This window comes from Gottfriedia endophytica, from assembly GCF_017814275.1.
GTDB classification, from domain to species: Bacteria; Bacillota; Bacilli; order Bacillales; family Bacillaceae_G; genus Gottfriedia; species Gottfriedia endophytica.
This window is the reverse complement of sequence record NZ_JAGIYQ010000024.1, coordinates 1-14428: the sequence shown is the minus strand read 5'-3', so window position 1 is coordinate 14428 and position 14428 is coordinate 1. Positions and strand designations below refer to the sequence as shown.

Genomic DNA, 14428 nt, shown 5'->3' with positions numbered 1-14428 from the left:
GCCAGCGTTCGTCCTGAGCCAGGATCAAACTCTCCATAATAGATTGTTTATCTTAAGCTCTAAAACTAATAATTGACGTTTACTTCATGTTTTGTTTAGTTTTCAAAGTTCATTTTGTCACTCGTAAGCGACTTAATAAGAATAGCATGTAGACTCATAAGAGTCAACACTTTTTTAAATTTCTTTTCGCCGTTTGCATCAGCGACAATTAATAATTTATCATACTGAACTAAAGAAGTCAACAACTTTCCTGAAAATCATTTACTATACCATATAGATTGAAATAACACTTAGTGCTGCAAGGCCAGGTATTCCTAAAACCCCTGTGAACGCTATTGTAAAGTAATTAATTGGCAAATGATAACCAAATGAAGAAAAAACAAGATTCAGAACAAATAACAACAGCACACTAATAAAAATTCGTCCTGCTATTCTACCTAACACTTTTAAAACATTTAAAGGAACACCAATTAGAAGCATAAAAACAATTAATAAAATTAGTACAGAAATAATAATAAAGCTACTCATAAACAAAAATCCCCCCATACAACTTGTACTAAAATTGTATGATGGGATTTTATTTTAATGCCTATTTTATCTTTGAAATTAATACTTTACGAAATTTTGCTTCTTTTAATAGAAAATAGTATTTAGCCCTCGCAAGTTTTACATGCATTCCAAATTCATCATTTGGCTCGAAACACTTATGTAAAATATCTTCTTGTAGCATCCAATTTTCTTTACTACTAAGTAGTCGATTAACTAACTTTTCATCAAACTCATCGCGAAGCTTTCCTTTTTTTCGAAAAAAGACCATTTTCTCATTCACCACTTAATCTAAAGTTCTCTTCTACCTTCTAGGGCTTTTGATAAAGTAACTTCGTCAGCATATTCAAGGTCTCCACCAACAGGTAAACCATGTGCAATTCGAGTGATTTTAATTCCTGTTGTTTTCAACAACCTTGAAATATACATCGCAGTTGCTTCGCCTTCGATATTCGGATTTGTTGCAAGAATAATTTCTTGAACTTCATCATTGTTCAATCTTTTTAGCAATTCCATAATTTTAATATCCTCTGGACCAATTCCTTCCATTGGTGAAATTGCTCCATGAAGGACGTGATATAAACCTTGATATTCTCTCATTTTCTCCATTGCTATTACATCCCTAGAATCTTGAACTACACAAATAGTTGAACGATCACGATGGTGATCACTACATATATAACAAGGATCCTGATCGGTAATATGTCCACATTCAGAGCAATAAATGAGTTTTCGTTTTGCATCAATTAATGATTTTGCAAAATCTAGAACATCATCTTGTTTCATATCAAGTACAAAAAAAGCCAATCTAACAGCTGTTTTTGGACCGATTCCAGGTAGTTTCATAAAACTATCGATTAATTTTGATATCGGTTCTGGATAATGCATTTATTCTATCTCCTAAAATAAACCAGGAATATTCATTCCTTTTGTAAATTGACCCATTGTTTTAGATGTTTCATCTTCAACTTGTTTTAATGCATCATTTGTTGCAGCTAATACTAAATCTTGTAGCATATCAATATCTTCCGGATCTACTACCTCTTCTTTAATTTTTACATCAAGAATTTGTTTTTGGCCATTAGCTGTAACAACTACCATACCACCGCCAGCAGTTCCTAAGAAAGTTTTCTCGTTTAGCTGTTCTTGTGCTTCTGCCATTTGTTTTTGCATTTTTTGCACTTGTTTCATCATATTATTCATGTTACCCATACCACCACGCATCATATTAATTCCCTCCAATTATTCTTTAATTTTTACTAACCCTTCTCCAACAAGCTTAATCGCTTCAGTTATTAAGGGAGTTTCTTCTTGAATAGATTCCTGAGGCTTATTTTGATGAATAAACGATTCTCTAACTGTCCGCCATTCATCTTCAGGAATTGCTAACATATCCATTTTATGTCCTACAAGTTGGCTTAAAAGCTGATTGATGACTGAAAGATGTTCTTGTTCACTACTATTATTAATTAAATCACAAATAGTTTCTGATTTAAATGCAACAATACAACTTTCTGAAGCTGCTGCAACTACTTCCCCGTATGATACTAATGTAGCTGTAGAAACTTTTTGTTGAAATCTAAGTTGTTCTTGCAAAGTTGCCCATATAGAGACCACTTTGCTTTTTTCTGTCTTAGAAGCTACTCTTAATACACCTTGAATCATATTTGTTGGTATTTTAGAGCGGTTTTGTCTAGGTTTTGCTTTATTTTGAGAAGCTGTACCTTCTTGTTGTACAACTTGTAAGCCACTTTCTTTAAGTTGCTTCAATTCCTCTTCTAAATGATTAATTTTATTTACAAGTAAAGTAAGATCATTTTGTTTAGAAACATGTACACTAGAGCTTTTCTGGCATAATTGAACAATTACAACCTCTAGCAATACCCTTGGATGATTAGTCCATTTCATTTCTTGCTGACTTTTACTTAATGAATCAATCATTTCATAGATTAATTCTACTTCAAACGATTCACATAGCAATTGAAAAGACTCGGTAACCGTTGCTCTTTCTAATAGCCCCACCATTTTTGGAGAATGCTTATATAGCAATATATCTCTAAAATACATTGTTAAATCTTCAATCAGTCTAACAGGATCTTTTCCGTTTACTAACAAGACATCTAATGACGTTAAGCAACTAGAAACATCTCCTTTAGAAATCGCCTCAATAATTTGGCTTAGCGTTTCTTGAGAAATTGTTCCGGTTACAGCTAATACATCATCTAATGTGATGTGTTCATCACTGTATGAAATCGCTTGATCTAGGATACTAAGCGCATCCCTCATACCACCTTCTGCAGCACGAGATAAAATCATTAAAGCTTCTTCATCTATTGTATTACCTTGATGCTCTAATACCATTTGTAATCTATTTGAGATAACAGATTGATTAATTTTATGAAAATCAAAGCGCTGACATCTCGAAAGGATTGTAAGTGGTATTTTGTGCGGTTCAGTTGTTGCTAAAATAAAAATGACATGTTGTGGAGGTTCTTCTAATGTTTTTAATAGCGCATTAAAAGCTCCTATTGATAACATATGTACTTCGTCAATGATATAAACCTTATATTTACCCGCTGAAGGCGCGTATTTTACTTTTTCACGAATATCTCTAATCTCATCTACTCCATTATTTGAAGCAGCATCAATTTCAATTACATCTCCTATTGAACCGTCGGTAATCCCTTTACAAATTGCACATTCATTACAAGGTTCACTTGTAGGCGCATGCTCACAATTTAATGTTTTTGCAAAAATTTTAGCCGTACTGGTCTTACCAGTTCCCCTAGGCCCAGTAAATAAGTACGCATGAGAAACTTTTTCTTGAAGAAGAGCATTCTGAAGTGTTCGAATAATATGGTCTTGTCCTACAACATCTTTAAATTGCTGAGGTCTCCACAGTCGATATAAAGCTTGATATGACACAACTCTTCCTCCTTCAAATTTGTTCTTTACTATTATACCCCATGTTTTTCTTTCATGGGACTCCCATTTTATTATAAACAAAAAACTCATCCAAATGGATGAGTTTTATATTATAAAATAAATGCCGTGCACCACTCGTCGATGCATTACCCTAGGCGTTACTTAAACAGTTAGCTCGGTCCAGGCACCCCTACGGCACACGAGATGGCTCACTTATTGCTGCTTCCTTCCGGACCTGACAAGGTTCGTGAGTTCTCGTTGCGTAGGACCCAGACGTCAACACCACTTATTTAAGGCAGACCCTAAAGTAAATACACCTCAGAGTGGAATTCAGTCTCGCTAGAGCGGATTGCGAGTACAGGGCACCGCTACCTCCCCACCTAGCACGGCAAAGGTATAACCATAATTTGAACCGTTTATCAACGGTAATTAGAGTATAAACGATGCGCTAGAAAAAATCAATGCTTGTTCTCATGTTCCATTTTTTTCTTATTTTCTCTAAGTTCACGGAAAAAAGTTTTTAATAATTCACTACACTCTTCTTGAAGAATTCCATCAACAACTTCACATCGATGATTAAAACGTTCCTCTTGTAAAAGATTATAGATTGAACCTCCACAACCAGCCTTTGGATCTTTCGCACCATACACAACCATCGGTATTCTAGATTGGATAATTGCTCCCGCGCACATTGGACAAGGTTCTAATGTAACATATAAAACTGTATCCTCTAGACGCCAAGTCCCCAATTTCTCGCAAGCATCATTAATGACAGCAATTTCAGCATGCCCTAACGCATTCTGAGTTGTTTCTCTTAAATTATAACTGCTTGATATAACCATATTATCTTTAACAAGTACAGCTCCAATCGGAACCTCACCAATCTTCTTTGCTTTTTTTGCTTCTTCTATCGCAAGTTCCATAAACATTTCGTGATTACTCAAAAAATTACACCTCATCATTTAAAATTCAACGGAAACTCCTACTCACTATTGATAAACTTCTATATTAAAAAGAAAGAGCTTTTAATTTTTCATATCTATTTATATTTAGCTGTTTTCGTATACATTGTTGCTATTTCAGTATGTGTAAGTTGATTTTCACTCCAGGATGCTCGCTTTCCTAGGGGCGTGAGCTGAGCCTCCTCGTCGCATACGCTCCTGTGGGGTCTCAGCCTTCCCGCATCTCCCACAGGAGTCGAGCAACCTTCCATTCCAATCAACCTGTCTTTTATATTACATACCCTAAAAACAACAATCTTTTAAAAAAGAGCCTTACATTTCTTCTAATTCAAAATAAAACAACAACTATATCATGAATTTTCAAAGATGCTTTATACTAAGCATTCACGAATCTAGATGATCTGATTTTACCATATGGAAATATTTTAAAATGTACCTACCTCTATTCGGGTGTGTTAAAATAGTTTCTGTGTATTTTAACATATAAATTTGGAATATGACGATAAGGAGGTAAGAGATGATGCAAGTACCTTTTATTACTGTAGAAGGACCTATTGGCGTCGGAAAAACATCTCTATCTAAAGCCATCTCTAACCACTTTCAATTTGAATTATTGAAAGAAATAGTAAGTGAGAATCCATTCCTTGATAAATTTTATACGAACATTGAAGAATGGAGTTTCCAAACAGAAATGTTTTTCCTGTGTAACCGCTATAAACAATTAGAGGATATTGAGCGTGATTTTTTACAAAACTCAGTACCCGTAATTGCTGATTATCATATTTTAAAAAATCTAATTTTTGCTAGCAGAACATTAAAAGAAAATCAGTATAAGAAATATTTAAGTATCTATAACATTTTAACTGAAGACATGCCGAAACCAAATGTCATTATCTACTTAACAGCTAGCCTAGAAACTCTTCAAAAGCGAATTGCACTTAGAGGCCGAGAATTCGAGAAACACATAGAAGATCAATATTTATTACAATTAATTGAAGACTATGAACAACACATAAATGAATTCCAAGAATCCCACCCAGAAATTCCAATCCTTCGATTCAATGGAGATAAAATAGATTTTGTAAATAATCCAAGTGATTTAATTATGATACTAGATGCATTGGAAAACACTTTACAAAAGGAGCTAAAAAATATATGAACTTGAAAGAAAAATACGGTATCCGAAATGATGCAGTAATTACAATTGCAGGAACAGTTGGTGTAGGTAAATCAACTATGACAAACGCTCTTGCAAATGCATTAAACTTCCGTACATCATTTGAAAAAGTAGATACAAACCCATATTTAGATAAATTTTATAATGATTTTGCTCGTTGGAGCTTTCATCTACAAATTTACTTCTTAGCTGAACGTTTTAAAGAACAAAAGAGAATGTTTGAATATGGTGGCGGTTTTATCCAAGACCGTTCAATTTATGAAGATACAGGTATTTTTGCACGTATGCATTATGAAAAAGGAACAATGAGTGAAGTTGACTACGAAACGTATACAAGCCTATTTGATGCAATGGTTATGTCACCATATTTCCCAGCACCTGACTTATTAATCTATCTTGAAGGAACTTTTGATGAAGTAGTTGAGAGAATTAAAGAGCGCGGACGTCCAATGGAGCAACAAACACCTGTTGAGTACTGGAAGGAAATGAACCAACGTTACGAAAATTGGATTAACAACTTTAATGCATGTCCAGTCCTTCGATTAAGCATTACTGAATATGACCTATTAAAAGATGAATCTTCAGTTGAAGATATCGTCAAAAAAATTGGGACAGTATTAAATCACTCGCAAAAATATATGAAATCTAGATAAACTCCTAAGAAAAAGAAGGTTGCCTGATGCAACCTTCTTTTTCGTTCTTTAAGCAGTAGCCGCTGTAGTCAATACAGCTGCTGTTTCCTCAGCAATGTTTATATCATTGATAGCCGTTATTACGCCTATAATAGCCCCTATTATAAAAAAAATTGCGCTCCCTAGAGTAAATAAACGTCCAATTAAAGTAAGAAATTCATTACTTATTCTTTCTTGTGCTATTGTTTCCTGGCTAATTGTTTCTGGATTTTGTCTTTCCTGATCCACAAACGACTCCTCCTCCCGTCGTATCTCAGCTTTTTTATTTTATGTACGTTTACCTAGTATGGTGCCTTGGTTTTTAAAAATTCAAGAAGGGTATTAGGATAGGAAGCTTTATAGAGGAGCCTTTAAGGAATATATAGATAGGAATTTAATATCTAGGAACAACAAAAAACCCGTTACACTAAGTAACGAGTTGACAATCTCCAAATATATATGCGCTCCGTTATAAAAATCAAAATGGAGGAGTAAGAGGGATTCGAACCCCCGCGGGCTGTTACACCCCTGTCGGTTTTCAAGACCGATCCCTTCAGCCAGACTTGGGTATTACTCCGTTTTGACATTATTTATATTATCAGCTTGTCTAAAAAAGGTCAAGTGATTTTTAAATTTTTTTCAAAAAAATATCCTATAAGCATTTTCCCCTGCTTATAGGATACTTCTTTCTTATTTAATTACTTCGCGTCCACCCATATATGGACGAAGTACTTCAGGTACGATTACAGAACCATCTTCTTGTTGATAGTTTTCTAAGATTGCTGAAACTGTTCTACCAATCGCTAGACCAGATCCATTTAATGTATGAACAAATTCTGGTTTCGCTTTTGGTTCACGACGGAAACGAATATTTGCACGTCGAGCTTGGAAGCTCTCAAAGTTACTACAAGAAGAAATTTCTTTATATGCATCATAGCTTGGTAACCAAACTTCAATGTCATATGTTTTAGCAGAAGTAAAACCAATATCACCAGCACATAAAGCAATAACGCGATAAGGTAGACCTAATAATTGTAAAACTTTTTCTGCATGAGCTGTTAATTTTTCTAATTCATCGTAAGAATCCTCAGGTTTTACAAAACGAACTAATTCAACTTTATTGAATTGGTGTTGACGAATTAGACCTCTCGTATCACGACCTGCTGAACCTGCTTCAGAACGGAAACATGCACTAAACGCTGTATACGCAATAGGAAGCTGGCTACCTTCTAAAATTTCCTCACGATGATAGTTTGTCACTGGAACTTCCGCTGTTGGAACTAAGAAAAAGTCATTCTTTTCAATTCGGAATGCATCTTCTTCAAACTTAGGTAATTGACCAGTACCAATCATGCTTCCACGGTTAACAATATATGGAGGCATCATCTCTGTATAGCCATGTTCTTCTGTGTGAAGGTCTAACATAAAGCTAATTAGTGCACGTTCTAATTTTGCCCCTAAGCCTTTATAGAATGTAAAACGACTGCCTGTAACTTTTGCAGCACGCTCAAAATCTAAAATATCTAAGTCTGTTCCTAAATCCCAATGAGCTTTTGGTTCAAATGAAAAAGAAGGTACTTCACCAACACGGCGAATTTCTACGTTATCATCTTCTGTTAATCCATGAGGAACATCATCATTTAATAAATTCGGAATTGTGTATAGCATCGCATCTAACTGTTCTTCTACCACACGAATTTCTTCATCTAAGCTTTTAATTTTGTCGCCAACTTCGCGCATTTCAATAATTAATGCTTCCGCATCTTTCTTTTCACGTTTTAATACACTAATTTCTTGGCTTACTTCATTACGTCTGCTTTTTAAATTCTCTACTCCAACTAAAAGCTCGCGTCTTTTTGAATCTAGTTCTCCGAATTGTTCAATGTTACTTACATCTCCACCTCGAAGCTGTAATTTTGCTTTTACTTCTTCAAAATTTGTACGTAATAATTTAATGTCTAGCAAGAAAATCTCCTCCTTAATTAAATAAAAATAAAAACAAAAAAGCCCCCATCCCTTATAAAAAGGGACGAGAGCTACCCGCGTTGCCACCCTAATTGAAAGCACATAACTGCCTTCCACCTTAGCATAGATAACGGACTATGAACCGGAAATGTTTACTTTTACTTTCGTAAGTTCCACATTTCACTCAAGAATGGATTCACAAGATACTCATATCAGTTTTCACCAGCCACTGACTCTCTAAATGAGTAAAAACTTGCTACTAGTTTCTATCATCGTTTTAAACAATTTAAATTATTTACTAATTTACTATAAGCATTTACAAAATTCAATAGTTAAATACTTATTTTGAAGAATTTTCTTTAACCATTTCAACAAAATAGTTCATTAGTCGTGTATCATCCGTTAATTCCGGGTGAAATGATGCAGCAAGCATATGTCTTTGACGAACCGCTACAATATGCCCATCATACTCCGAAATGACTTCTGCATCACCTGATACAGATTCAATGTACGGTGCACGAATAAATACTGCAGGGTAATCATCACAAACCCCTTTAATCGCTAAAGGAACTTCAAAGCTATCTACTTGTCTGCCATAGGCATTACGTTCTGCTACAGTATCCATAACACCAAGATGTACTGTATCTGAACCTTGAATTTCTTTTGCTAAAAGAATCATTCCTGCGCATGTACCGAAAGCTGGTAGACCATTTATGATTTTTTTTCTTAGTGGTTCTAATAAACCAATGTGATCTAACAATTTTCTCATGGCAGTACTTTCACCACCAGGTAAAACAATACCGTCTATTTCGTCTAAATGCTCAATACGCTTTATAATTACACTTTCTGCACCACAAGACTCAATCGCTCTTACATGCTCTTGTACTGCCCCTTGTAGCGCTAATACACCTATTTTCATTAGAGACTCTCCTCTTAGAAGCTACGATCCTGCATACGATCTGCAGCAGAAAGTTTTTTCATGTCGATACCTTTCATTGCAGGACCTAAGTTTTTAGATAGATTTGCAATTAACTCATAATCTTGGTAGTGAGTTGTTGCTTGTACGATTGCACGAGCAAATTTTTCTGGATTTTCTGATTTGAAAATACCTGATCCAACAAACACTCCATCTGCACCTAACTCCATCATTAACGCTGCATCTGCAGGTGTAGCTACACCACCAGCTGCAAAGTTAACTACTGGTAATTTACCTAATTCTTTAATTTGTAAAAGAATTTCAAATGGTGCACCTAAGTTTTTCGCTTCAACCATTAACTCATCACGAGACATTGAAACTACTTTACGAATTTGACCATTGATTTGGCGTAAGTGACGTACTGCTTCAACAATATTACCTGTACCTGGTTCACCTTTTGTACGTAACATAGAAGCACCTTCACCAATACGACGAATTGCTTCACCTAAATCACGACATCCACACACAAATGGTACTGTATATTCAGATTTATTAATATGGAAAATATCATCAGCTGGTGATAATACTTCACTTTCATCTATATAATCAACACCCATTGATTCTAAAACTCTCGCTTCAACAATGTGCCCAATACGAGCTTTTGCCATTACTGGAATACTAACAGCATTTAATACCTCTTCAACGATTCCTGTATCTGCCATACGAGCAACGCCACCTTCTGCTCTAATGTCTGAAGGTACTTTCTCTAATGCCATAACTGCAACTGCACCAGCTGCCTCGGCAATTTTCGCTTGTTCTGCATTAATAACGTCCATGATGACGCCACCTTTTTGCATTTCAGCCATTCCACGTTTTACACGATCTGTTCCTGTTAGTTTCATTATTTACCCCTCCAATAAGATGTTCCACATAGATAACTCGTCTGTATTATCATTTCCTATAATTAATAAAAAAAGTTACCTTAGTCTCATTTTACTGAAAAAAAGGTAACTTAACAATTTCAAATATGAATAATTAATTAATTAATTTTAAAACAAGCTACTAATTCCATGCACGATTCCGTGCCAAACATTACCAAAGAATGATCCGATTGCTCTAAATGATAAAACAAACCAGTTTGCCTTATCAACTGAATGAGCAGTTACTAAATCAGAAGCATGATCAGTAACATAACCTAAATCATCATTGTTTTTAGAAGTAATATCAATTGTACCTACTTTTGTTCCTTTTTTAACTGGTGCTAAAACATTACCGTCTTTATCAACCGCATTACCTGAAAGATTAATTGTTGCTTTATAATTTTTAGCATCACCGTGTTTTATCTCAATTGTAACAGGTTCTTTTGCAACAACTTTAACTTCTGTATCTTTCCCTTTTAATACTGGTGCAGTTGAATGACCTTTTACTGTTTGTCCTTGATTTACTAAAGTTAAAGGTTCGAAGTTACTAAATCCATAATCCATCATTTTTTTTGTTTCAGCAAAACGTGCATTATATGAATCTGCTCCCATGACAACAGAAATGAATCGTTGGTCACCTCTCTTAGCAGTACCTGTGAAACAGTATCCTGCTGAAGATGTTGAGCCAGTTTTTAATCCATCCATTCCTGGATAGCTAAATACTAAACCAGGTAGCATCCAGTTCCAGTTATCCATTTTTATAGGATACTTGCCACCCTCTTGGAAGATTTTGTGTGGTATAGAAGCTGTTTGTAAAACTTCTGGGTAGTCTTTTATTAAATAATAAGCTAATTTCGCAACACCTTTAGCTGACATATAGTTTTCTGCGTTTACATCAGTACCTGGTGGTTGCATACCCATTAAATCTTGGTTAACTAAACCAGTTGCATTTACAAATGTATATTGACCTAATTGAAGCTGATCAGCTTTATCACTCATCATTTTAACAAAGTTCTTTTCAGAACCACCAAGAGCTTCAGCTAATGCAATCGTTGCACCATCTGCAGAATAAATTGCAGAAGCCTCATATAATTCTTTAATTGTGTATTGTCCACCTAATTCTAAAGGTACATTAGACAGTCCTCTATTTTGTGAAATTTTATAAGCATATGGTGATATTGTAGTTTTTTGATCCCAAGTAATTTTGCCTTCTTTAATATCTTCTAATACTATGTATTCCATCATCATTTTCGTCATACTAGCAATCGGAAGTGGCGTATCTTGGTTTTTTTCATATAAAATTTTACCTGAATTAGCATCTACTAATATAGCAGCCTTTGCATTTACACCTAAAGTATCTTCTGCTGCAAAAGCAGACGAACTAACCGGTATGATTAGCGCTAGTGTTAAAGCAAAAATTACAATCTTGTTTACAATCTTTTTTACATTCACGTCTTTACCTCCACTGTTCTTCATATCCTGTGTCCATTTTAACATATATATTTCCCGAAAAATAGAAGGCTGTCCCTCCTATCATCTTATTTCCTATTAAAAATTAGTAATAAAAATGTAATCATTTTACTAATTTAGTCATAGGAAATTTTAAATGTTGATAGATAAAGACAGCCTCATATTAATTTATATTATAAAGAATAGTTTGGAGCTTCTTTTGTAATTTGAACGTCATGTGGGTGACTTTCACGAAGGCCCGCACCTGACATGCGTATAAATTGAGCATTTTCACGAAGTTCAGTTAGAGTAGGAGTTCCACAATAACCCATACCTGAACGAATTCCCCCAATTAACTGATGAACTGTATCAGCCAAAGGTCCTTTATAAGGTACACGTCCTTCTATTCCTTCTGGTACTAATTTCTTATTTCCTTCTTGGAAATAGCGATCTTTACTGCCTCTTTCCATGGCACCTACTGAACCCATGCCACGGTAAACCTTAAATTGTCTTCCTTGATAAATTTCAGTTTCTCCTGGGCTTTCTGACACACCGGCAAACATACTTCCTAACATGACAACATGTCCACCAGCTGCAAGTGCTTTAACAATGTCACCTGAATATTTTATTCCACCGTCAGCAATAATTGGTACACCATATTGTTTAGCTACAGTAGCACAATCATAGATAGCTGTTAACTGTGGTACACCTACACCAGCAACAACACGTGTTGTACAAATTGAACCAGGTCCAATACCAACTTTAACAATATCTGCACCAGCTTCGATTAACTCTTTAGTTGCTTCACCTGTAGCAACATTCCCAGCTATAATTGCTAATTCTGAGAAATTAGCACGAATTTCTTTTACTTTTTCGATTACACCTTTCGAATGGCCATGTGCAGTATCAATTACAATGACATCAACACTTGCTTTTACTAATGCTTCAACGCGTAATAAGGCATCTTTTGTAACTCCTACAGCTGCACCAACTAATAAACGACCTTGTTGATCTTTCGCAGAATGAGGAAACTCGATTACTTTCTCGATGTCTTTTATCGTAATAAGCCCTTTTAAAACTCCATTATCATCAACTAATGGCAATTTTTCGATTTTATGCTTTTGAAGAATTTTTTCTGCATCTTGTAATGTTGTTCCTACTGGAGCAGTAACTAAGTTTTCTCTTGTCATTACATCTGAGATAGCTGTTGAATACTCTTGAATAAAACGTAAGTCACGGTTTGTTAATATTCCAACTAATTTCTTTTCATCTTCGTTATTAACAATTGGTACACCCGAAATACGATATTTACCCATTAAATGTTCTGCATCAGCTACTTTATGTGTTGGTGTTAAAAAGAATGGATCATTAATAACTCCACTTTCTGAACGCTTTACTTTATCTACTTGTTCAGCTTGTTCTTCGATAGACATATTTTTATGGATAATACCTAATCCACCTTGTCTTGCAATAGCAATTGCCATTTGAGCTTCAGTTACAGTATCCATTCCAGCACTGATTAAAGGAATATTTAACTGAATTTTATCTGTAAGCTTCACACCTAAATTTACTTGATTCGGAAGTACCTCAGACTTAGCTGGTACTAATAACACATCATCAAAAGTTAATCCTTCTTTTACAAACTTAGTTTCCCACATAAAAAAGCCTCCTCACACGCATAAATATTATTAGTAGATTAACAATAGGACAATACACTGTCAAGAAACTCTTGAAATGTTTAAATATTCAAAAAAAGAGGTCATTTATTATGAATTTTATAAATGAGTTATGGAACGACTTGTCCTACTTTAATTCTGAACAAAATTCAAAGAAATATTTACTCAGCCAATATGAAAAAGAATTAATAAAAGAAGCAAATAAAAAAAGTTTTCAAAACTCAACTCCATTTTTATATTACATAGAGCATGGAAAAAATTTTTTTAATGTTTCCACTCAGTCACCGCTATCTATTAAGCCCATACTTTTATTTTATGGATTAGTTCAGTTATTAAAAGCTTGTTTATTAACCGTTAGTCCGGAGTATCCTGAATCAACTACACTTTTAGCACATGGTGTAACAACAAGAAAAAGAAAAAAACAAGGTTATTCATTCTTAGATGATGAGGTAAAAATTCAAAAAAATGGATTATTTACATATGTTGCAGAAAAGATGTATAACTTAAACTCACTTGAAGGAGAAAAATTTAATATGCTCAATCTTCTTCATTCTATTCCTGAACTATCTAATCTTTTTCTACTCGCTAAAAATGACACTACTTTTTTGCCAGTTAGTAAAATTGAAGAAAAATATTATATCCCTAATACGATATTAGACTTTTACCATTATACATCTGACCGCCTAGAATCTTTTCTTCAAGGAAAATTACAAGAAAGAAAATTAAATTTGATAAAATATGATAATGATCATTTCAGTTTCACAAGTCAAACATTATCCAAAAAAAATAATATAAAACCTCCATTTTACTTAAATTTAAAAGACAAAAAAATAGTAATTAAAGTTGAAAAAGAATCGAATGACTTACTTCCAGAAATTTTATACCACTATTTACTTCTTTATAACTTAAGCATGATCTCTAGATATGAAACGGAGTGGTGGACTGAATTACTAAACTCCTATTCAACCGAAGAATACCCATATATACAAAATTTTTTAGCAATGACAGAAAATAAAATTGTTTATATTGTTCATACCTATTTGTTTAGCAAGTTTAAAGACAATATTTAAAGATATAAATAAAAACTCTAGTCAAAACGACTAGAGTTTTTACAGTTACCAGGCAACGTCCTACTCTCACAGGGGGAAGCCCCCAACTACCATCGGCGCTAAAGAGCTTAACTTCCGTGTTCGGGATGGGAACGGGTGTGACCTCTTTGCC

At 34.4% G+C, this 14428-nt stretch carries 15 protein-coding genes, 1 tRNA gene, 1 rRNA gene, 1 other RNA gene and 1 other annotated feature; of the genes, 3 read left to right on the top strand and 15 right to left on the bottom strand.

Features of this window, described 5'->3' with window-relative positions:
• Positions 1-264: 264 nt before the first annotated feature.
• From J5Y03_RS19510 to tadA, 7 genes are all read right to left on the bottom strand, one after another.
• Positions 265-528 (bottom strand): pro-sigmaK processing inhibitor BofA family protein, encoded by a 264-nt coding sequence (locus tag J5Y03_RS19510; RefSeq protein ID WP_209407666.1) that lies wholly within the window; start codon positions 526-528, stop codon positions 265-267.
• A 61-nt stretch (positions 529-589) separates the two neighbouring features.
• Entirely contained in the window at positions 590-817 is a 228-nt protein-coding gene (locus J5Y03_RS19505) for a YaaL family protein (RefSeq protein ID WP_209407665.1), read from the bottom strand.
• Positions 818-837: 20 nt separating this feature from the next.
• Positions 838-1434, bottom strand: a complete 597-nt coding sequence (recR, locus tag J5Y03_RS19500) for a recombination mediator RecR (protein ID WP_209407664.1) — start codon at positions 1432-1434, stop codon at positions 838-840.
• Positions 1435-1446: 12 nt separating this feature from the next.
• The gene (locus J5Y03_RS19495; RefSeq protein ID WP_209407668.1) at positions 1447-1770 is read right to left on the bottom strand and encodes a YbaB/EbfC family nucleoid-associated protein; all 324 of its coding nucleotides are present in this window, start codon (positions 1768-1770) and stop codon (positions 1447-1449) included.
• A gap of 18 nt (positions 1771-1788) precedes the next feature.
• Positions 1789-3471 (bottom strand): DNA polymerase III subunit gamma/tau, encoded by a 1683-nt coding sequence (dnaX, locus tag J5Y03_RS19490; RefSeq protein ID WP_209407663.1) that lies wholly within the window; start codon positions 3469-3471, stop codon positions 1789-1791.
• Between the two features lie 124 nt (positions 3472-3595).
• An RNA gene (gene ffs, locus J5Y03_RS19485) (signal recognition particle sRNA large type) lies at positions 3596-3860 on the bottom strand.
• A 69-nt stretch (positions 3861-3929) separates the two neighbouring features.
• Positions 3930-4400 carry a tRNA adenosine(34) deaminase TadA gene (tadA, locus tag J5Y03_RS19480; protein ID WP_245208982.1) on the bottom strand — a complete coding sequence of 157 codons (471 nt, stop codon included), beginning with the start codon at positions 4398-4400 and terminating at the stop codon, positions 3930-3932.
• A 550-nt stretch (positions 4401-4950) separates the two neighbouring features.
• On the opposite strand from tadA, the gene J5Y03_RS19475 reads away from it, so the two are divergent.
• Both J5Y03_RS19475 and J5Y03_RS19470 read left to right on the top strand, forming a co-directional pair.
• Positions 4951-5592 (top strand): deoxynucleoside kinase, encoded by a 642-nt coding sequence (locus J5Y03_RS19475; protein ID WP_209407661.1) that lies wholly within the window; start codon positions 4951-4953, stop codon positions 5590-5592.
• Positions 5589-6263 (top strand): deoxynucleoside kinase, encoded by a 675-nt coding sequence (locus tag J5Y03_RS19470; RefSeq protein WP_209407660.1) that lies wholly within the window; start codon positions 5589-5591, stop codon positions 6261-6263. The genes J5Y03_RS19475 and J5Y03_RS19470 overlap by 4 nt, the downstream gene beginning before the upstream one ends.
• A 48-nt stretch (positions 6264-6311) precedes the next feature.
• Here the strand turns inward: J5Y03_RS19470 and J5Y03_RS19465 are convergent, their stop codons facing one another.
• The 7 genes from J5Y03_RS19465 to guaB all read right to left on the bottom strand — a co-directional run bounded on the left by J5Y03_RS19465 (position 6312) and on the right by guaB (position 13189).
• Positions 6312-6530: a hypothetical protein gene (locus J5Y03_RS19465; protein ID WP_209407659.1), complete on the bottom strand. Its 219-nt coding sequence runs from the start codon at positions 6528-6530 to the stop codon at positions 6312-6314.
• Between the two features lie 235 nt (positions 6531-6765).
• Positions 6766-6858 (bottom strand) — tRNA-Ser (locus tag J5Y03_RS19460).
• Between the two features lie 113 nt (positions 6859-6971).
• Positions 6972-8246 carry a serine--tRNA ligase gene (gene serS / locus J5Y03_RS19455; protein WP_209407658.1) on the bottom strand — a complete coding sequence of 425 codons (1275 nt, stop codon included), beginning with the start codon at positions 8244-8246 and terminating at the stop codon, positions 6972-6974.
• A 57-nt stretch (positions 8247-8303) separates the two neighbouring features.
• Positions 8304-8528: a binding site (T-box leader), on the bottom strand.
• Between the two features lie 58 nt (positions 8529-8586).
• On the bottom strand, positions 8587-9165 hold the full coding sequence (gene pdxT, locus J5Y03_RS19450; RefSeq protein ID WP_209407657.1) for a pyridoxal 5'-phosphate synthase glutaminase subunit PdxT: 579 nt from the start codon (positions 9163-9165) through the stop codon (positions 8587-8589).
• Positions 9166-9179: 14 nt separating this feature from the next.
• On the bottom strand, positions 9180-10064 hold the full coding sequence (gene pdxS, locus J5Y03_RS19445; protein ID WP_209407656.1) for a pyridoxal 5'-phosphate synthase lyase subunit PdxS: 885 nt from the start codon (positions 10062-10064) through the stop codon (positions 9180-9182).
• A gap of 147 nt (positions 10065-10211) precedes the next feature.
• Entirely contained in the window at positions 10212-11558 is a 1347-nt protein-coding gene (locus J5Y03_RS19440; RefSeq protein ID WP_209407667.1) for a D-alanyl-D-alanine carboxypeptidase family protein, read from the bottom strand.
• 167 nt (positions 11559-11725) lie between these two features.
• The gene (gene guaB / locus J5Y03_RS19435) at positions 11726-13189 is read right to left on the bottom strand and encodes an IMP dehydrogenase (RefSeq protein WP_209407655.1); all 1464 of its coding nucleotides are present in this window, start codon (positions 13187-13189) and stop codon (positions 11726-11728) included.
• Positions 13190-13299: 110 nt separating this feature from the next.
• Here guaB and J5Y03_RS19430 point away from each other — a divergent pair, with 110 nt between their 5' ends.
• Positions 13300-14277 (top strand): YaaC family protein, encoded by a 978-nt coding sequence (locus J5Y03_RS19430; RefSeq protein ID WP_209407654.1) that lies wholly within the window; start codon positions 13300-13302, stop codon positions 14275-14277.
• Positions 14278-14324: 47 nt separating this feature from the next.
• Here J5Y03_RS19430 and rrf read toward each other — a convergent pair.
• A 5S ribosomal RNA gene (gene rrf, locus J5Y03_RS19425) occupies positions 14325-14428 on the bottom strand; the annotation flags it as partial.

Excerpts from the sequence above, each read along its gene's own strand:
- J5Y03_RS19510 (WP_209407666.1), bottom strand. The coding sequence starts at position 528 with ATGAGTAGCTTTATTATTATTTCTGTACTAATTTTATTAATTGTTTTT.
- J5Y03_RS19505 (WP_209407665.1), bottom strand. The coding sequence starts at position 817 with ATGGTCTTTTTTCGAAAAAAAGGAAAGCTTCGCGATGAGTTTGATGAA.
- recR (WP_209407664.1), bottom strand. The coding sequence starts at position 1,434 with ATGCATTATCCAGAACCGATATCAAAATTAATCGATAGTTTTATGAAA.
- J5Y03_RS19495 (WP_209407668.1), bottom strand. The coding sequence starts at position 1,770 with ATGCGTGGTGGTATGGGTAACATGAATAATATGATGAAACAAGTGCAA.
- tadA (WP_245208982.1), bottom strand. The coding sequence starts at position 4,400 with ATGTTTATGGAACTTGCGATAGAAGAAGCAAAAAAAGCAAAGAAGATT.
- J5Y03_RS19475 (WP_209407661.1), top strand. The coding sequence starts at position 4,951 with ATGATGCAAGTACCTTTTATTACTGTAGAAGGACCTATTGGCGTCGGA.
- J5Y03_RS19470 (WP_209407660.1), top strand. The coding sequence starts at position 5,589 with ATGAACTTGAAAGAAAAATACGGTATCCGAAATGATGCAGTAATTACA.
- pdxT (WP_209407657.1), bottom strand. The coding sequence starts at position 9,165 with ATGAAAATAGGTGTATTAGCGCTACAAGGGGCAGTACAAGAGCATGTA.
- pdxS (WP_209407656.1), bottom strand. The coding sequence starts at position 10,064 with ATGAAACTAACAGGAACAGATCGTGTAAAACGTGGAATGGCTGAAATG.
- J5Y03_RS19440 (WP_209407667.1), bottom strand. The coding sequence starts at position 11,558 with ATGAAGAACAGTGGAGGTAAAGACGTGAATGTAAAAAAGATTGTAAAC.
- guaB (WP_209407655.1), bottom strand. The coding sequence starts at position 13,189 with ATGTGGGAAACTAAGTTTGTAAAAGAAGGATTAACTTTTGATGATGTG.
- J5Y03_RS19430 (WP_209407654.1), top strand. The coding sequence starts at position 13,300 with ATGAATTTTATAAATGAGTTATGGAACGACTTGTCCTACTTTAATTCT.